This is a genomic window from Streptomyces sp. NPDC087215, from assembly GCF_044744885.1.
In the GTDB taxonomy this organism is placed as follows: Bacteria; Actinomycetota; Actinomycetes; order Streptomycetales; family Streptomycetaceae; genus Streptomyces.
In genome coordinates this window covers 199,741-214,827 of the sequence record NZ_JBIUZD010000008.1, presented here as the reverse complement: position 1 = coordinate 214,827, position 15,087 = coordinate 199,741, and the positions used below count along the sequence as shown (strand labels likewise).

At 74.3% G+C, this 15,087-nt stretch carries 12 protein-coding genes and 1 pseudogene; 7 read left to right on the top strand and 6 right to left on the bottom strand.

Translation table 11 applies throughout. From position 1 onward, the window contains the following. From ACIO92_RS21970 to ACIO92_RS21955, 4 genes and pseudogenes are all read left to right on the top strand, one after another. Positions 1 to 132 (top strand): annotated as a pseudogene (locus ACIO92_RS21970) (type II toxin-antitoxin system death-on-curing family toxin); the annotation flags it as partial. A gap of 381 nt (positions 133 to 513) precedes the next feature. Next, the gene (locus ACIO92_RS21965) at positions 514 to 2,310 is read left to right on the top strand and encodes a DEAD/DEAH box helicase (protein WP_366441186.1); all 1,797 of its coding nucleotides are present in this window, start codon (positions 514 to 516) and stop codon (positions 2,308 to 2,310) included. A gap of 425 nt (positions 2,311 to 2,735) precedes the next feature. After that, a complete protein-coding gene (locus ACIO92_RS21960; protein WP_351782840.1) occupies positions 2,736 to 3,377 on the top strand; it encodes a helix-turn-helix domain-containing protein in 642 nt (213 codons plus the stop codon). A 343-nt stretch (positions 3,378 to 3,720) separates the two neighbouring features. Then, the gene (locus ACIO92_RS21955; RefSeq protein ID WP_366441019.1) at positions 3,721 to 4,515 is read left to right on the top strand and encodes a hypothetical protein; all 795 of its coding nucleotides are present in this window, start codon (positions 3,721 to 3,723) and stop codon (positions 4,513 to 4,515) included. On the opposite strand, the gene ACIO92_RS21950 is transcribed toward ACIO92_RS21955, so the two are convergent. The 4 genes from ACIO92_RS21950 to ACIO92_RS21935 form a co-directional block, all read right to left on the bottom strand. After that, positions 4,448 to 5,902: an MFS transporter gene (locus tag ACIO92_RS21950; protein ID WP_402282745.1), complete on the bottom strand. Its 1,455-nt coding sequence runs from the start codon at positions 5,900 to 5,902 to the stop codon at positions 4,448 to 4,450. The two genes, ACIO92_RS21955 and ACIO92_RS21950, sit on opposite strands and share 68 nt — an antisense overlap. Then, the gene (locus ACIO92_RS21945) at positions 5,899 to 6,102 is read right to left on the bottom strand and encodes a hypothetical protein (RefSeq protein WP_366441021.1); all 204 of its coding nucleotides are present in this window, start codon (positions 6,100 to 6,102) and stop codon (positions 5,899 to 5,901) included. Before ACIO92_RS21945 ends, ACIO92_RS21950 begins: the two co-directional genes overlap by 4 nt. Positions 6,103 to 6,181: 79 nt before the next feature. Then, a complete protein-coding gene (locus tag ACIO92_RS21940; RefSeq protein WP_366441022.1) occupies positions 6,182 to 6,763 on the bottom strand; it encodes a winged helix-turn-helix domain-containing protein in 582 nt (193 codons plus the stop codon). A 217-nt stretch (positions 6,764 to 6,980) separates the two neighbouring features. After that, the gene (locus ACIO92_RS21935; protein WP_351782826.1) at positions 6,981 to 7,448 is read right to left on the bottom strand and encodes an Lrp/AsnC family transcriptional regulator; all 468 of its coding nucleotides are present in this window, start codon (positions 7,446 to 7,448) and stop codon (positions 6,981 to 6,983) included. Between the two features lie 121 nt (positions 7,449 to 7,569). Here ACIO92_RS21935 and hppD point away from each other — a divergent pair, with 121 nt between their 5' ends. Next, positions 7,570 to 8,715 carry a 4-hydroxyphenylpyruvate dioxygenase gene (hppD, locus tag ACIO92_RS21930; RefSeq protein WP_366441023.1) on the top strand — a complete coding sequence of 382 codons (1,146 nt, stop codon included), beginning with the start codon at positions 7,570 to 7,572 and terminating at the stop codon, positions 8,713 to 8,715. A gap of 291 nt (positions 8,716 to 9,006) precedes the next feature. On the opposite strand, the gene ACIO92_RS21925 is transcribed toward hppD, so the two are convergent. Continuing rightward, positions 9,007 to 10,683, bottom strand: coding sequence for a tetratricopeptide repeat protein (locus ACIO92_RS21925; protein ID WP_402058648.1), 1,677 nt, complete (start codon positions 10,681 to 10,683; stop codon positions 9,007 to 9,009). 97 nt (positions 10,684 to 10,780) lie between these two features. Here ACIO92_RS21925 and ACIO92_RS21920 point away from each other — a divergent pair, with 97 nt between their 5' ends. Beyond that, on the top strand, positions 10,781 to 12,175 hold the full coding sequence (locus ACIO92_RS21920) for an FAD-linked oxidase C-terminal domain-containing protein (RefSeq protein ID WP_366441025.1): 1,395 nt from the start codon (positions 10,781 to 10,783) through the stop codon (positions 12,173 to 12,175). 94 nt (positions 12,176 to 12,269) lie between these two features. Here ACIO92_RS21920 and ACIO92_RS21915 read toward each other — a convergent pair whose 3' ends face one another. After that, positions 12,270 to 12,761, bottom strand: a complete 492-nt coding sequence (locus ACIO92_RS21915; RefSeq protein WP_366441026.1) for an SsgA family sporulation/cell division regulator — start codon at positions 12,759 to 12,761, stop codon at positions 12,270 to 12,272. Between the two features lie 679 nt (positions 12,762 to 13,440). Between ACIO92_RS21915 and ACIO92_RS21910 the strand changes: the two genes are divergently transcribed. Next, a complete protein-coding gene (locus tag ACIO92_RS21910; protein ID WP_402282749.1) occupies positions 13,441 to 15,009 on the top strand; it encodes an RDD family protein in 1,569 nt (522 codons plus the stop codon). Positions 15,010 to 15,087 lie beyond the last annotated feature (78 nt).

The window sequence follows — 15,087 nt, the reverse complement described above, 5'->3', positions numbered from 1 at the left end:
GGGACCGGAGTCCGCCCCGACATCGACACGGCCGAACGCCTGGTCATCGCCGTGGCGACCGGGGAGGCCGACGAGGTGGGGACCATCGCGGACGGTCTGCGGGAGCTGACCGGCCCCGGCCCGGCGGCCTGACCCGACCGAGCCCCCGGCACGGTGACCCGATCGGTCCTGGCCCGGTCACCATGCCGGGACCGGCCCGATCACCCGCCCGATCACCCGCCCGATCACCCGACCGGTCCCCGTCGGCCCGGCGAGCCGAGCCGACCCCGCCCGTCCCGCGCCCCCCGGCCCCGTCCCGCGCCCCCCGCCCCCGGCCGACCCCGCCCCATCCCGGTCCCGCGCCCCGATCTGCCCCCCCGGCCATAGCCGATCCGTCACGCCCCGCGAGTCGATCTCCCCCGGAGTGAGCTGAGTCGCAGCGGGGCGGTGCCCGGCCCGTTTCGTACGAGGTTCGGGTCGGGCCGCCGGTAAGGTGGCCCGGTTGTCATATCTGGACGAGCGTCGAACCCGGAGATCGTGACTACTACCACCACCACCTCCCATCACCTCTCTCCCGCCTTCCCCGGACGGGCCCCCTGGGGTACCGCCGGCAAGCTGCGTGCCTGGCAGCAGGGAGCGATGGAGAAGTACCTCCAGGAGCAGCCCCGTGACTTCCTCGCCGTCGCCACCCCCGGCGCGGGCAAGACGACCTTCGCGCTGACCCTCGCCTCATGGCTGCTGCACCACCACGTCGTGCAGCAGATCACCGTGATCGCCCCGACCGAACACCTGAAGAAGCAGTGGGCCGCCGCCGCCGCGCGGATAGGCATCAAGCTGGACCCGGAGTACAGCGCCGGACCGCTCAGCAAGGAGTACGACGGCGTCGCCCTCACCTACGCGGGTGTCGGCGTCCGCCCCATGCTCCACCGCAACCGCTGCGAGCAGCGCAAGACCCTCGTCATCCTCGACGAGATCCACCACGCCGGAGATTCCAAGTCCTGGGGCGAGGCGTGTCTGGAGGCCTTCGAGCCCGCCACCCGGCGGCTCGCCCTCACCGGCACCCCGTTCCGCTCCGACACCAACCCCATCCCCTTCGTCACCTACGAGGAGGGGAACGACGGCATCCGCAGGTCCTCGGCGGACTACACGTACGGCTACGGCAACGCCCTCGGCGACGGCGTCGTCCGCCCGGTCATCTTCCTCTCCTACAGCGGCAACATGCGCTGGCGGACCAAGGCGGGCGACGAGATCGCCGCCCGGCTCGGGGAGCCGATGACCAAGGACGCGGTCTCGCAGGCGTGGCGCACCGCGCTCGACGCCAAGGGCGACTGGATGCCGAACGTGCTGCGGGCCGCCGACCAGCGGCTCACCGAGGTCCGCAAGTCGATCCCGGACGCGGGCGGTCTCGTGATCGCCTCCGACCAGGACTCGGCCCGCTCGTACGCCAAGCTGATCCGCGAGATCACCGGGACGAAGGCGACCGTCGTCCTCTCCGACGACACCGGCGCCTCGAACCGCATCGACGAGTTCAGCGAGGACGGCTCCCGCTGGATGGTCGCGGTCCGCATGGTGTCCGAGGGCGTCGACGTGCCCCGCCTCTCCGTGGGCGTGTACGCGACGACGATCTCGACCCCGCTGTTCTTCGCGCAGGCCATCGGCCGTTTCGTGCGTTCGCGCAGGCGCGGCGAGACCGCCTCCGTCTTCCTGCCGACGATCCCCAGCCTCCTCGGCTTCGCCAACGAGATGGAGGTCGAGCGCGACCACGTCCTCGACAAGCCGAAGAAGGCGGGCGACGACGAGGACCCGTACGCCGAGTCCGAGAAGGAGATGGCGGAGGCCGAACGCCAGCAGGACGAGGACACCGGCGAACAGGACATGCTGCCCTTCGAGGCGCTGGAGTCCGACGCCGTCTTCGACCGCGTCCTCTACAACAGCGCCGAGTTCGGGATGCAGGCCCACCCCGGCAGCGCGGAGGAGCAGGACTACCTCGGCATCCCGGGCCTGCTCGAACCCGACCAGGTCCAGCTGCTGCTGCAGAAGCGGCAGGCCCGGCAGATCGCGCACAGCCGCCGGAAGCCGGACGAGGAGGCCGACCTCCTGGAGCTCCCGGCCGAACGGCGGCCGGTGGTCTCCCACAAGGAACTGCTCGAACTCCGCAAGCAGCTCAACACGATGGTCGGCGCGTACGTCCACCAGACCGGCAAGCCGCACGGGGTGATCCACACCGAGCTGCGCAGGGTCTGCGGCGGCCCGCCGAGCGCGGAGGCGACCGCCGGGCAGCTCCGGGAACGCATCAAGAAGGTCCAGGAGTGGGCCACCCGGATGCGGTGACGTTCCGGGGAGAAGACCGAGGCCCGTACGACGGCGTTCGTACGGGCCTCGGTCCGTCCCGCACGGAGAGAACCGGCGGCGGGACCCGCCTCGGAGACCGGCCCCCACGGTCGGCCTCCGGGCATCCTCCACGCTAGGGGCACGACATAGCCGGTCTTGTCCTCCAAAGTCCCGCGTACGACCGACGAAGGTCCTGAACCGTCCGTATCCGGTCGTCGGCGCCCGGATTCTGGACGAGGTCTTCCGCTCAGCGGAGCGGGTCGCTACTGTCCCGGCTCAAAAGCAATCGCCCCGTGGCAGCGCCGCCGCGGAGCGCAGCCGGTGTACCCCTTCCTGCCGGCGGCCTCTGACGTGTGTCGCCGACGGGACCGGTGACGCAACCCCGTGAGAGATCCGCCGCCACTCACTCCGAAGGAGAGGGCGTCGTGACCGCGGAGACCTCCCAGACGCTCGACCGGGGACTCAGAGTCCTCAAACTGCTCGCCGACACCGACCACGGCCTGACCGTCACCGAGTTGTCCAACCGACTCGGTGTCAACCGGACCGTGGTCTACCGTCTGCTCGCCACCCTCGAACAGCACGCCCTCGTCCGCCGCGACCTCGGTGGACGCGCCCGCGTCGGCCTCGGTGTGCTGCGGCTCGGCCGCCAGGTCCACCCGCTGGTGCGGGAGGCGGCGCTGCCCGCGCTGCGCTCGCTCGCCGAGGACATAGGAGCGACCGCCCACCTGACCCTCGTCGACGGGGCGGAGGCGCTCGCCGTCGCGGTCGTCGAACCGACCTGGACCGACTACCACGTCGCCTACCGGGCCGGATTCCGTCACCCCCTCGACCGGGGCGCGGCGGGCCGGGCGATCCTCGCCGCCCGGCAGGGCGGTCTGACCGAACAGGGCTTCACCCTGACCCACGGCGAACTGGAGGCGGGCGCGAGCGGCGCCGCCGCCCCGCTGGTGGGCGTGACGGGCGTCGAGGGAAGCGTCGGCGTGGTGATGCTCGCGGACGCCGTACCGGAACGCGTCGGCCCCCGCGTGGTGGACGCGGCCCGCGAGGTCGCCGACGCCCTGCGCTAGGGCGCGCGGCGGAGGGAGGGGTTCTTCCGTACGTTCCCGGGCCCACCCGGCCCGGCTCACGCGAAGCGAGCCCCCCGGCCGCCCCGCCCCCGTACAGGCCCCACCCGCCCCGGCCCTTCCCCGGGAGGGCCGGGCCGGGGCCCCGCGCCCGCAGGCCCCGAGCCCCGGGCGCGGGCCCGACCGGGCCGGTCCCCACGGCTTCCACGGGGCCGCGCGCCGGGCCGTCGCGCGCCCCTCCCGTTCCGCCCCGGCGCCCCGGACCGGCAGCCGCCCGCAGGACCGCCCGCCGCCGGACCCCCGAGGGGCGGCCCCGTCACCCTCCGCGCCCCAGTAGATTGGGTGCGTGTTCTCCAGCCTCTCGCGTCCCCGTGCCCTCGCGGTCTGCGCCGTGCCCGTCCTCGCGCTCTTCGCCGTCGTCGGACTCGCCCCGCTGCCGTACGCGATCGCACAGCCCGGCACCACCGCCGACGTGCTCGGCGAGAACAAGGGGAAGGAGATCATCACGATCACCGGCGCCCCGGTCCGGGAGACCCGGGGCCAGCTGCGGATGACGACGATCCTCGCCACCGGGCCGTCCGCGGACATCCGGTTCGGGGACGTGGCCGACGCCTGGTTCCGCACCGACCGGGCCGTCCTGCCGCGCGCGTCCGTCTACCCGCCGGGGAAGTCCGACGCCGAGATCGAGAAGCGGAACCTCGGGCAGATGAAGCAGTCGCAGGACGCGGCGGCCCTCGCCGCCCTGGGGTACCTGAAGAAGGACCCCGAGAAGGTCGAGGTGACCCTGAGCCTCGCCGATGTCGGCGGGCCCAGTGCCGGACTGCTGTTCTCCCTCGGCATCGTCGACAAGCTCGACGGCGACGGCGACGGCGGCGACCTCACCGGCGGCCGGACCGTCGCCGGTACGGGCACCATCGACCCGGACGGCACGGTCGGCGCCGTCGGCGGGGTCTCCCTCAAGACCCAGGCCGCCGCCCGGGACGGGGCCACCGTCTTCCTCGTGCCGAAGGCCGAGTGCGGCGACGCCCGCGCCGAGCGGCCGGAGGGCCTGCGGCTGGTGCCGGTCACCGCGCTCAGCGACGCGGTGGCGTCCCTCCGGGCCCTGGAACAGGGGCAGGAGTCGAAGGTCCCGTCCTGCTGACCGGCACCGTGCCGCCGTCGCGGGACGCCCGTCCCGGCGGCGACGGGTCCGGCAGGGTTTCCGCCCCGGTCTCCGGCCGTGCCTCCGGCCGTGCCTCCGGCCGTACGTCCATCCCCCGCCAGGCGGGGAAGACCAGCGGCGCCAGGGTGGCCAGGAAGTACAGCCCGCCGATCCCGAGCAGCGTCGTCGTCAGACCGATCCGCTCGACCAGCAGGCCCGCGGCCAGACCGCCCAGCGGGGTGGTGAGCAGCACACCCGCGGTGCTCGCCCCGACGACCCGGCTGCGCAGCCGGTCGGGGACCTGCTCGTACATCACCGTGGTCAGGATCGGATTGAGGAAACCGACGCCGAAGCCCGACGCGGCGACCGTCACCAGGAGCGGCGCGGTGGTGTCGGTGAGCGCCGCCACCAGGTACGGCGGGGCGCCGCCGACCAGGAAGCCCGCCGTGAACACCGCCCGGCGCGGCAGACGTTCGCCGACCGCCCCGTAGAGCAGCGCACCGGCGAGGGCGCAGCCGCCGAAGACGGCGACGATCAGGCCCTGCGCGGCCGGGCCGCCGAGCTGCTCCCGGGCGTGGACCGGCAGGAGGACCGAACTCCAGCTCTGGTTCAGGCCGTTGGTGACCATCACCATGATCATGATGCCGAACAGCAGCCGGTTGCGGAACAGATGGGCGTATCCCTCGCGCAGGTCGGCGCGGTAGCGGGCGGGGGAGAGCCGGGGGCCGTCCCGTACCGGCTCGGCCGCCGGGACCCCGCGCAGTCCCACCACGACCAGCAGCGCGGAGAGCGCGAAGGTGGCCGCGTCGAGGACCAGGACCGTGTCGGCGCCGAGGGCGGCGACGAGGAGCCCGGCGACGGCCGCGCCGGTCATCCGGGCGCCGCGCGACACCGCGTCGTAGAGGCTGGCGACCCGGGGGAGCGAGGTCCCGGCGCGGGCGGCGAGATCGGGCACGAGGACGTGCCGGGCGGTCTCGCCGGGTGCGTGGAACAGGCCGGTGACCGCCATCAGGGCGCACAGCATCCAGAACTCCAGGACGCCCGTGTGGTGCAGCAGCGGGATCGCGGCGAGCGCGAGCGCGCACACCAGGTCGGAGGTGATGCTGACGCGGCGGCGGCCGATCCGGTCGATGACCGGGCCGCCCGCGAGGGTGGCGAGCAGGACGGGCAGGGCCGCGCAGAAGGCGACGAACCCGGCCTTGCCGGGGCTCCCCGTGGTGTCGAGCGCGAACCACGGGACGCCGATGAGGGTGAGTGAATTACCCGTGATGGAGACGGCGTTGGCGCCGAGGACGGTCAGCAGGGGAGCCCGGTCGCCCTTCGCCGTACGGACTCCGCCCTCCGCCGTGTCCGCCGGTTCCTCCGTGTGTCCCCCCGGAGCGCTCATGCTGCCAGGCGTATGGAGTGGTGGGCGGGGGTGGCCAGGCGCAGGCCCAGCTCGACCAGGGTCCAGCCGAGCCGGACGCGCAGGGCGGGGGCGGTGGCGGTGGCCGGGAGGGAGCCGGGGCGGCCGTGGCCGTCGGCGGTCTTCCGGTGGAGCTCGGCGGCGGTCAGGGCGTGCAGCTGGAAGTGGATGTCGGAGTGCATGGCTCCGTGGTTCCTTTCCTCGGTTCGCGTGCTGTGGGTACGGGTTCCGTGGGTGCGGGTGCCGTCGGGGCGCCCGCCGTCACTCCTCGTGCTGCGGGAACGCGTGCAGATGCATCCGTACGCGCGCGGCGCCGGGCGCGTCGGTGTCGGCGGCGGCGCGGTACTGGTCGATCAACTCGTGCAGCTTCGCGCTCAGTTCGCGCAGCCGGTCGGGCGGCAGGTGCAGGGTGAAGTCGCTCATGTCGGCGGCGCCGTACCAGGACTCGTCCCAGGTGTGGCGGGTCGCGAACCAGGTCGAGAGCTCCTGGGTGTGGATGGTGGCGACCTCGTGCATGACGACGTCGAGCGCGCCCTGCACCTCGGGGTCGGGGTTCTTGTACAGCTCCTCGTCGAAGCTGGTCCCCTGGTGGGCGGCCTTCCACCAGCGCTCCCGGCCCTTGCCGCGCGTCGGGTCGTCCTCGACGAAGCCGTGCGCGGCGAGCTGGCGCAGGTGGTAGCTGGTGGCGCCGCTGGACTCGCCGAGCCGCTCGGCGAGTTGGGAGGCGGTGGCGGGGCCGTAGTGGCGCAGCGCGCGCAGCAGCTGGATGCGCAGGGGGTGGGCGATCCCGCGCAGGGAGCGGGGGTCGAGCGAGCGGCTGACGAATTCCTCGGGCTCGGGCATGGCCTCAGCGTAGAGTTGCAAAGAAGTCGTTGCAAGGGTTTTTTGCAACGACTTCTTTGCAAGGCTCTTCCGGCGCCCCTCGCCCGCGCGGGTACGCGCGCCTGCCGCCCGCCCGGGGGCCGGCCGCCCGCCCGGGGGCCGGCCGCCCGCCCGGGGGCTAGCCGCCCGCCCGGGGGCGAGCGGCCCGCGCCGGGGGGTCCGTCGTCCCCCGGCGCCCCTACTCCCGCGCCGCCTGCTCCACCAGCGGGATGATCCGCAGCGGCACCGGGTTCTCCATCACGATCGCCGTGGACGCCCGGACGATCCCCTCGAACGCCACCACCTTGTCGATCACCCGCTGGAGGTCCGCGTTGGAGCGGGCGACCAGCCGGCAGAGCATGTCGCCGTGGCCCGTGGTCGTGTGCAGCTCCAGCACCTCCGGGACCGTCGCCAGATGCTCCCGGACGTCCGCGCCCTGCCCCTGCTTGATCTCCAGGGTGGCGAACGCCGTCACCGGATAGCCGAGCGCCGCCGGGTCCACCTGGGGCCCGAACCCCCTGATCACCCCGCTGGCCCGGAGCCGGTCGAGCCGCGCCTGCGCCGTGCCCCGGGCCACTCCGAGGCGCCGGGACGCCTCCAGGACGCCGATGCGCGGCTCGCGCGCCAGGAGCACGATCAGCCTGCCGTCCAGATGATCGATCGCCACAGCGGTCTCCCCATGGTCAGGATGTACAAGTCGTCCGGCCATACTCGTCGTTCCCTGTACAGGATGACCAGAGGAACAGCAAACTCTTGCGCACCTTGCCGGGCAGCGGGACATTGCTCGTATGACTGAGACCATCGAGCACACCCCCTCCACGGCGCGGCAGGCCGATCCCTTCCCCGTGAAGGGAATGGACGCGGTCGTCTTCGCCGTCGGCAACGCCAAGCAGGCCGCCCACTACTACTCCACGGCCTTCGGCATGAAGCTCGTCGCCTACTCCGGACCGGAGAGCGGCAGCCGGGAGACCGCCAGCTACGTCCTCACCAACGGCTCCGCCCGTTTCGTGTTCACCTCCGTCATCAAGGTCTCCACCGACCACGGCCGCTTCCTCGCCGACCACGTCGCCGAGCACGGCGACGGCGTCGTCGACCTGGCCATCGAGGTGCCGGACGCGCGCGCCGCGTACGCCTACGCCGTCGAGCACGGCGCCACCGGCCTCGTCGAGCCCCACGAGGTGAAGGACGAGCACGGCACCGTCGTCCTCGCCGCCATCGCCACCTACGGCACGACCCGCCACACCCTCGTCGAGCGCTCCGGCTACGACGGCCCGTACCTCCCGGGCTACGTCCCCGCCGCCCCGATCGTCGAGCCCCCGGCCAAGCGCCTCTTCCAGGCCATCGACCACTGCGTGGGCAACGTCGAGCTCGGCCGGATGAACGAGTGGGTCGGCTTCTACAACAAGGTCATGGGCTTCACGAACATGAAGGAGTTCGTGGGCGACGACATCGCGACCGAGTACTCGGCCCTGATGTCCAAGGTCGTCGCGGACGGCACCCTCAAGGTGAAGTTCCCGATCAACGAGCCCGCGATCGCGAAGAAGAAGTCGCAGATCGACGAGTACCTGGAGTTCTACGGCGGCGCGGGCGTCCAGCACATCGCCCTCGCCACCAACGACATCGTGGCCTCCGTGCGCGCGATGCGGGCCGCGGGCGTCACCTTCCTCGACACCCCCGACTCGTACTACGACACCCTCGGCGAGTGGGCCGGGGAGACCCGGGTGCCGGTCGAGACCCTGCGCGAGCTGAAGATCCTCGTCGACCGCGACGAGGACGGCTACCTGCTGCAGATCTTCACCAAGCCGGTGCAGGACCGCCCGACCGTCTTCTTCGAGATGATCGAGCGCCACGGCTCCATGGGCTTCGGCAAGGGCAACTTCAAGGCCCTGTTCGAGGCGATCGAGCGCGAGCAGGAGAAGCGCGGCAACCTGTAGTCCAGACCGGACGCGGACGCGGACGCGGACGCGGACATGGACGCGGGCGCGGACATGGACGCGGGCGCGGGGCCGGGGTGGGGTCCGGGGCACACTCCCCGGACCCCACCCCGGCATCCCTTACGGAGACCCCGTCCCGGGCCCTTGAGGGACTTCGCCCGGGGCCGTACGGAGACCCCACCCGGGTCCGTACGGCCCCTGCCACGCGTCCGTACGGGGCACGCCCACGCGCGCGTACGTCGGCCGAACCGGCCCGTACCCGTACCCGCGCGACGCGGTCGGCCGCCCGCGCTATCCCCGCCCGCCCGGCCGCTCGCCGGAGTTCCCGGACGGGCTCCCGGCGGGCTTCTCCGTCCGCTCCGTCCGCTCGGGCTTCTCCGTCCGTTCGGGCTTCTCCGCGCGCTCCGGCGCCCGCTCCGTCGGCTTGCCCGAAGGGGCTCCCGTGCCGCGGCCCGTGCCCGAGCCCCTTCCCGGGGCCGCCTCCGGCGACGCGGACGAGGACCGCCCGGCACCCGAGGGCTTCTCCGGCCGCGTCCCCCTACCGGGAGACGAACCCGTCCCCGTACCCGAGGACGAATCCGTACCGCGCGACCTCACCGGTTCCCTCGGGCGGAGTTCGCGGGGGAGTTCGTCGGAGGGCTCGCCCAGCTCCGTGAGCGCCTCCGCCGCCCTCGGGGCCAGCAGCGGCGAGAACGCCGGGTTGATCCGCAGCGCCTCCGCCAGATGACGGCGGGCCTGTCCCTCCAGACCCAGGGCCCGCTCGATCTCACCCCGGTGGTACGCGAACAGCGCGCTCCGCAGCCCCTCCTCGGTGGCCAGCTTCGCGTACCCCAGGGCCTCCTGGGTCTGCCCCGACCGGAAGAGCGCCCACGCCATCGCGTCCGTCGCCCGCAGCGAGCGGTGCCCGCGCGCCCACTCCGCCCGCATCCGCGCCGCCGCCGCCACCGGGTCGCCGTGGTCCGCTTCGAGCAGCACCAGCGACACCTCGGCCGACGGCGGAGCGCTCGTCCGCAGCCGCTCGTACAGGGCCCGCGCGTCCCCGTCGAGACCGAGCGCCTCGTGCAGTTCGCCCGCGTCGAGGAGGTACTCCGGCAGCGGCAGCCGGGCCAGCGCCACCCGCCAGTCGCGCAGCGCCTCGTCCCCGCGCCCCAGCGCCGCCAGCGCCCGCGCCCGGCCCGCCAGCGCGGGGGCGTGGTCCGGTACGAGCCGCAGCGCCGCCCCGTACCGCTCCACCGCCTCCTCCGGCTCGCCCCGCTCCCACGCCAGATCGCCCAGCCGGACCAGCGCCGGAGTCTTCTCGGCGTCGGTCCGCGCGAGCGCCGCCGCGGCCAGCGCCGCCGCGTCGGCGTCCTCCCGCCAGCCCCGGTCGCGGTAGTTCTGCGCGGCGAGCCCGCGCACCATCGCGCCCGAGTGCAGCCCCTCCAGGCTCTCCACGGCCTTCCGGGCGGCCTTGTGGTCCCCCAGGCCGTTGTACGCGTCGATCAGGACCGGGTAGACGGGCCACCGCTTCGGGTCCGCCTTCCGGACCCGCTCGCCCCACTCCTTCGCCGCCCGCCAGTCGCCCCGCGCCCCCGCGAGCGCCCCGAGCCCCAGCTGCGCGTCCAGATTGCCGCTCGTGGCGGGCCGTTCGGCGAGCGAGCGGCGCAGCGCCCGATCGGCCCGCGGATAGTCCCGTACGTCCCCCAGCCGGGTGCCCCGTTCCGTGTACGCCGCGCCGAGCCGGGCCCAGGAGGAGTCGTCGTCGGGGTGGTCGCGCAGCCACTTCTCCCGGTCGGAGATCAGCGCGGCGAGGTCGGGGAGCGAGGCGGGGGCGCCCGCGTGGGCCGCGATGGCCGCCCGCTCCGCCGGTCCCGGCGGGGGCGGCGGGTCCTGACCGAGGAGTTCGGGGACGTACAGCAGGGCCGTCGCCGCGAGCACCGCGCCCGCCCCGGCCACCAGGACCGTCCTCGACACGTTCTGGGTCTTCATGGCGCTCACTGTGAACCCGCCGCGGCTGTATGAAGAGCACACGATGCGCCCGCTCCGGCGGGTTCACACCGATGGCCCCGGGTGCCACGCTGGAGACATGGACGATCTTCAGCAGGACGACCTCCGCTCGCGGCTCCACGAGCGCCTGCGCGCCGGGCTGCCCGAGGGAGCGGTGCTCACCGACCCGGACGTCATGGCCTCCTACTCCCGCGACATGGCGAGCTTCTGCGCCGCCGGAGCCCCCGCGGCCGTGGTGCTCCCGCGCACGGTCGAGCAGGTGCGGCACGTCATGCGCACCGCGACCGGACTCCGGGTGCCGGTCGTCCCCCAGGGGGCCCGTACCGGTCTGTCCGGCGGCGCCAACGCCACCGAAGGCTGCATCGTGCTCTCCCTGGTCAGGATGGACCGCATCCTGGAGATCAGTCCGGTCGACCGGATCGCCGTCGTCGAGCCGGGTGTCGTCAACGCGGTCCTCTCACGGGCCGTCGCCGAGCACGGCCTGTACTACCCGCCGGACCCCTCCAGCTGGGAGACCTGCACCATCGGCGGGAACATCGGCACCGCCTCCGGCGGCCTGTGCTGCGTGAAGTACGGGGTGACCGCCGAGTACGTCCTCGGGCTCGACGTGGTGCTGGCCGACGGGCGGCTCCTGACCACCGGGCGGCGCACCGCCAAGGGGGTCGCGGGCTATGACCTGACCAGGCTCTTCGTCGGTTCGGAGGGCAGCCTCGGGATCGTCGTCGGGGCCGTGCTGGCGCTCCGGCCGCAGCCGCCCGTCCAGCTGGCGCTCGCCGCCGAGTTCCCCTCGGCCGCCGCCGCCTGCGAGGCCGTCTGCGCGATCATGGAGCGCGGTCACACCCCGTCGCTCCTCGAACTCATGGACGGCACCACGGTCCGGGCGGTCAACGCGATGGCGCGGATGGGGCTGCCCGACAGCACGGAGGCGCTGCTCCTGTGCGCCTTCGACACTCCGGACCCGGCCGCCGATCTGGCCGCCGTGGGGGAGCTGTGCACGGCGGCGGGCGCCACCGAGGTCGTCCCGGCGGCGGACGCGGCCGAGTCCGAACTCCTCCTCCAGGCCCGCAGGCTCTCCCTCACGGCCCTGGAGACGATCAAGTCCGCGACGATGATCGACGACGTGTGCGTGCCCCGCACCCGGCTCGCCGAGATGCTCGCCGGGACGGCGGCGGTCGCGGAGAAGTACGGCCTGACCATCGGTGTCTGCGCGCACGCGGGCGACGGCAACACGCATCCCGTGGTCTGCTTCGACCACACCGACGAGGACGAGTCGCGGCGGGCCCGCGAGTCCTTCGACGAGATCATGGCGCTCGGGCTCGCGCTCGGCGGCACGATCACCGGCGAGCACGGCGTGGGCGTCCTCAAGAAGGAGTGGCTGGCGCGCGAACTGGGCCCGGTCGGCCTGGAGCTCCAGCGGGGCATCAAGGCGACCTTCGACCCGCTGGGACTGCTCAACCCCGGAAAGCTGTTCTGAGCCCGCTCCCGAGTCCCGTAGGGGGATGACGGCTCGCCGTCCCGGATTCCGTACGGGGACGGCGGCTCGCCGTCCCGCGTCCCCCCTACGGGGGTCACAGCTCGCCGTCCTGCGACTCGTCCGACGGCCACGGGTCGCGCAGCCACAGCTCGTCGGCGATCACGGTGGCGGAGAGCAGCTCGGCGAGCCCCTCGTCGATGCCGAGGTGCTCCGACTCGGTGCCCGGCGGCACCGCGCGCAGGGTCCGCTCCAGCCAGGCGGACACCTGCGCGGACGGGGCCTCCAGGAGGGCGTCGCCGTCGGGGGAGGAGAGCGCCATCAGGACGACGCCCCGCCCGTCGACCTTGGTCGGCCAGATGCGGACGTCGCCGTGCCCGCAGGCCCGGAAGACGCCCTCGACGAGCAGTTCGCGGGCGAAGGTCCAGTTGACCGGGTGTTCCGTGCCGATGTGGAAGGTGATGTGGACGGCGTACGGGTCGTCGGTGCGGTAGGCCAGCCGGGCGGGCACCGGGACGGCCCGCTCGGGGGAGAGGACCAGCTTCAGCTCCAGCTCGCGCTCGACGGTGGTGTGGTGGGTGTTCTGCATGGTCGTGCTCCCTCGCGTGGACCGGCCCCGGACGGGCCTTCACCAGGAGAGAGCGGGGTGAGCGCGCTTCATTACGCGACTTCGGGAAGTTTTTTCCGAGAAGTTTTCCCCGCGTCCCGCCGGGCCTCTTCCCAGCCCCTCGCCCCGCGTCCTGCCGGGCTCCCGCGCAGCCTCTTGCCGGGCCCCCGTCCTGCCCCTGACCGGGCCCCCGTCCTGACCCTGACCGGGCCCCCGTCCTGACCCTGACCGGGCTCCCGAGCCGACCCCGACCGGGGGCTTCCCCGGCTCCTTTTCCGGCCTTCCGTACGGCCCTGGTCCGGCCCCCGGCCCGACCTCCGCCACGGCCCCGACCGGCACGAGACCGTGGCGCGGCTCCGGTCCGACCTCCGGTCCACCCCTGACCGATCCCCTGACCGACCCCGACCCGATCCCTGATCCGTTCCCGCCCGTCCCCGATGCGTCCCCGATACGACCCCGGTCACGGTCCCACCCGCCCCATGTGCCGCCCCGAACATCACGCTGAGTGACCGATTCCGGGGTCCGTCCCCCCGAAGGCGGCCTTTCTCGCGGGCTCCTTGTTCCCCGGGGGGCGTTCTTCGTTACTGTCCTCCTTGGGCGCGGCACGCCCGGCACGCGGCCGCGCGGACCAAAGGCGTTGTGACTGAACGGAGTCGGGGCAGTGGCTACTCCTCCTGGAGGCGGCGGCGAGGTACCGCAGGCGGGGTACTACCCGGACCCGTCCATTCCCGGGTACATCCGGTACTGGAGCGGGGGCGCCTGGGTGCCCGGCACGAGCCGCCCCGCGCCCGGGGACGGCGAGGCCCCGCCGCACCCGCCCGCCGGTGCGGCCCCGGCCGGTCCGGTCCTGGCGTCGGGCCCGGCCGTCACCCCGGTCGCGGCCGGACGACCGGAGCCCGTCGCGCCCGCCGCGACGGCACCGACGGCACCGACGAGGGACCGGAATCCGGCCCCCGAACCGGCCTGGAACCCCGCCCCCGCCGAGCGGGGCACCCCGCTCCCGCCCCAGCTCCCCGCGCACGGCCAGGGCCCGGCCGCCCAGCCCCCCGGGCCCGACCGGCCCTCCGCCGCCGCCCCGCCCCGGCTCCCCGCCCAGATCCCCGTCCCCGCCCGGCAGCGGCCCGTCCCGGCCCCCGCCCCCGTGCCCGCCGTGGAGGAGACCGGCCCCGTCTTCCTCGACGAGGACCCCGAGCCCTACCCCGGGCCCGCCCCGGCCTGGCAGGCGGACTCCTCCCGGCAGACCGGCTTCGGCGGCGACCGGGACCAGCGGGTCTCCTGGGGCGCGCCCCGGCCCGCCACGGCCGACCCCAGGACCCCGGCGGACTGGCCGGTCGCGGGCGGCGGCGAGCCCGTGGCCCCCGCGCCCGTGGCGGACCCGAGGACCCCCGGGGGCGCCTCCCGGCTCGGCGGGATGCCCGTCACCCCGGCCCCGACGCCCGCCCCCGTACATCCCGGCCCGGCCCCCGGCCCGCAGGCCTCCACCCCCGTTCCGCAGGGCTCGGCCCCCGTGCCGGTGCCCTCGGCGGCCCCGCCCCGGCAGACGGCCGCCCCGGCCCCCGCCCCCGTACCGCCGAACCCGGCGCCCGCGTCCGCGCACCCCGGTCCTCCGGCCGTGCCGCAGCAGACGCGGGTGGCTCCCGGGGCGCCGGCCTGGGAGCGGCAGGCCCCGCCGCAGGAGCAGCAGCCGGTCGCGCCCTGGAAGCCGCCCGTCGAGGACGTGTTCACCCGGGCGGCCCGCGCGCAGGCCTCGGCCCGGCCCGCCCCGCTCGGGCGGCGGCTGCTCGCCCGGGTGATCGACACGATCGTCCTGGGCGGGCTCTCCGGCGCCGCCGCCCTCCCGTTCGTGACCGCCGCGCTCGACCACATCGACGGCAAGATCGAGGAGGCGAAGCAGTCCGGTGTCACCGTCCAGGTCTGGCTCGTGGACTCGACGACCTCGGTCCAGTTCGGCATCGCGCTGGCCGCGCTGCTCGTCCTCGGCGTCCTCTACGAGGTGGTGCCCACGGCCCGCTGGGGCCGCACCCTCGGCAAGAAGCTGTGCGGGATCTCGGTGCGGGACATCGAGGGCCACGAGCCGCCGGGCTTCGGCGCCTCGCTGCGCCGCTGGCTCGTCCACGGGGTCCTGAACCTGCTGGTCGTCGGTGTCCTCAACGTGGCCTGGTGTCTCTTCGACCGTCCGTGGAAGCAGTGCTGGCACGACAAGGCCGCCGGTACGTTCGTGGCGCGCTGACGGGGCGTCGGGCGGGACCGGGAAGGGGCCGACCGGGCGAGGGCCGCCCCGAACGGGCGGTGATTCCTTGCGGGGGCG

Coding starts and splice junctions, on each gene's coding strand:
- ACIO92_RS21950 (WP_402282745.1), bottom strand. CDS start 5,902: ATGAGCGCTCCGGGGGGACACACGGAGGAACCGGCGGACACGGCGGAG.
- ACIO92_RS21915 (WP_366441026.1), bottom strand. CDS start 12,761: ATGCAGAACACCCACCACACCACCGTCGAGCGCGAGCTGGAGCTGAAG.
- ACIO92_RS21940 (WP_366441022.1), bottom strand. CDS start 6,763: ATGCCCGAGCCCGAGGAATTCGTCAGCCGCTCGCTCGACCCCCGCTCC.
- ACIO92_RS21920 (WP_366441025.1), top strand. CDS start 10,781: ATGGACGATCTTCAGCAGGACGACCTCCGCTCGCGGCTCCACGAGCGC.
- ACIO92_RS21925 (WP_402058648.1), bottom strand. CDS start 10,683: ATGAAGACCCAGAACGTGTCGAGGACGGTCCTGGTGGCCGGGGCGGGC.
- hppD (WP_366441023.1), top strand. CDS start 7,570: ATGACTGAGACCATCGAGCACACCCCCTCCACGGCGCGGCAGGCCGAT.
- ACIO92_RS21945 (WP_366441021.1), bottom strand. CDS start 6,102: ATGCACTCCGACATCCACTTCCAGCTGCACGCCCTGACCGCCGCCGAG.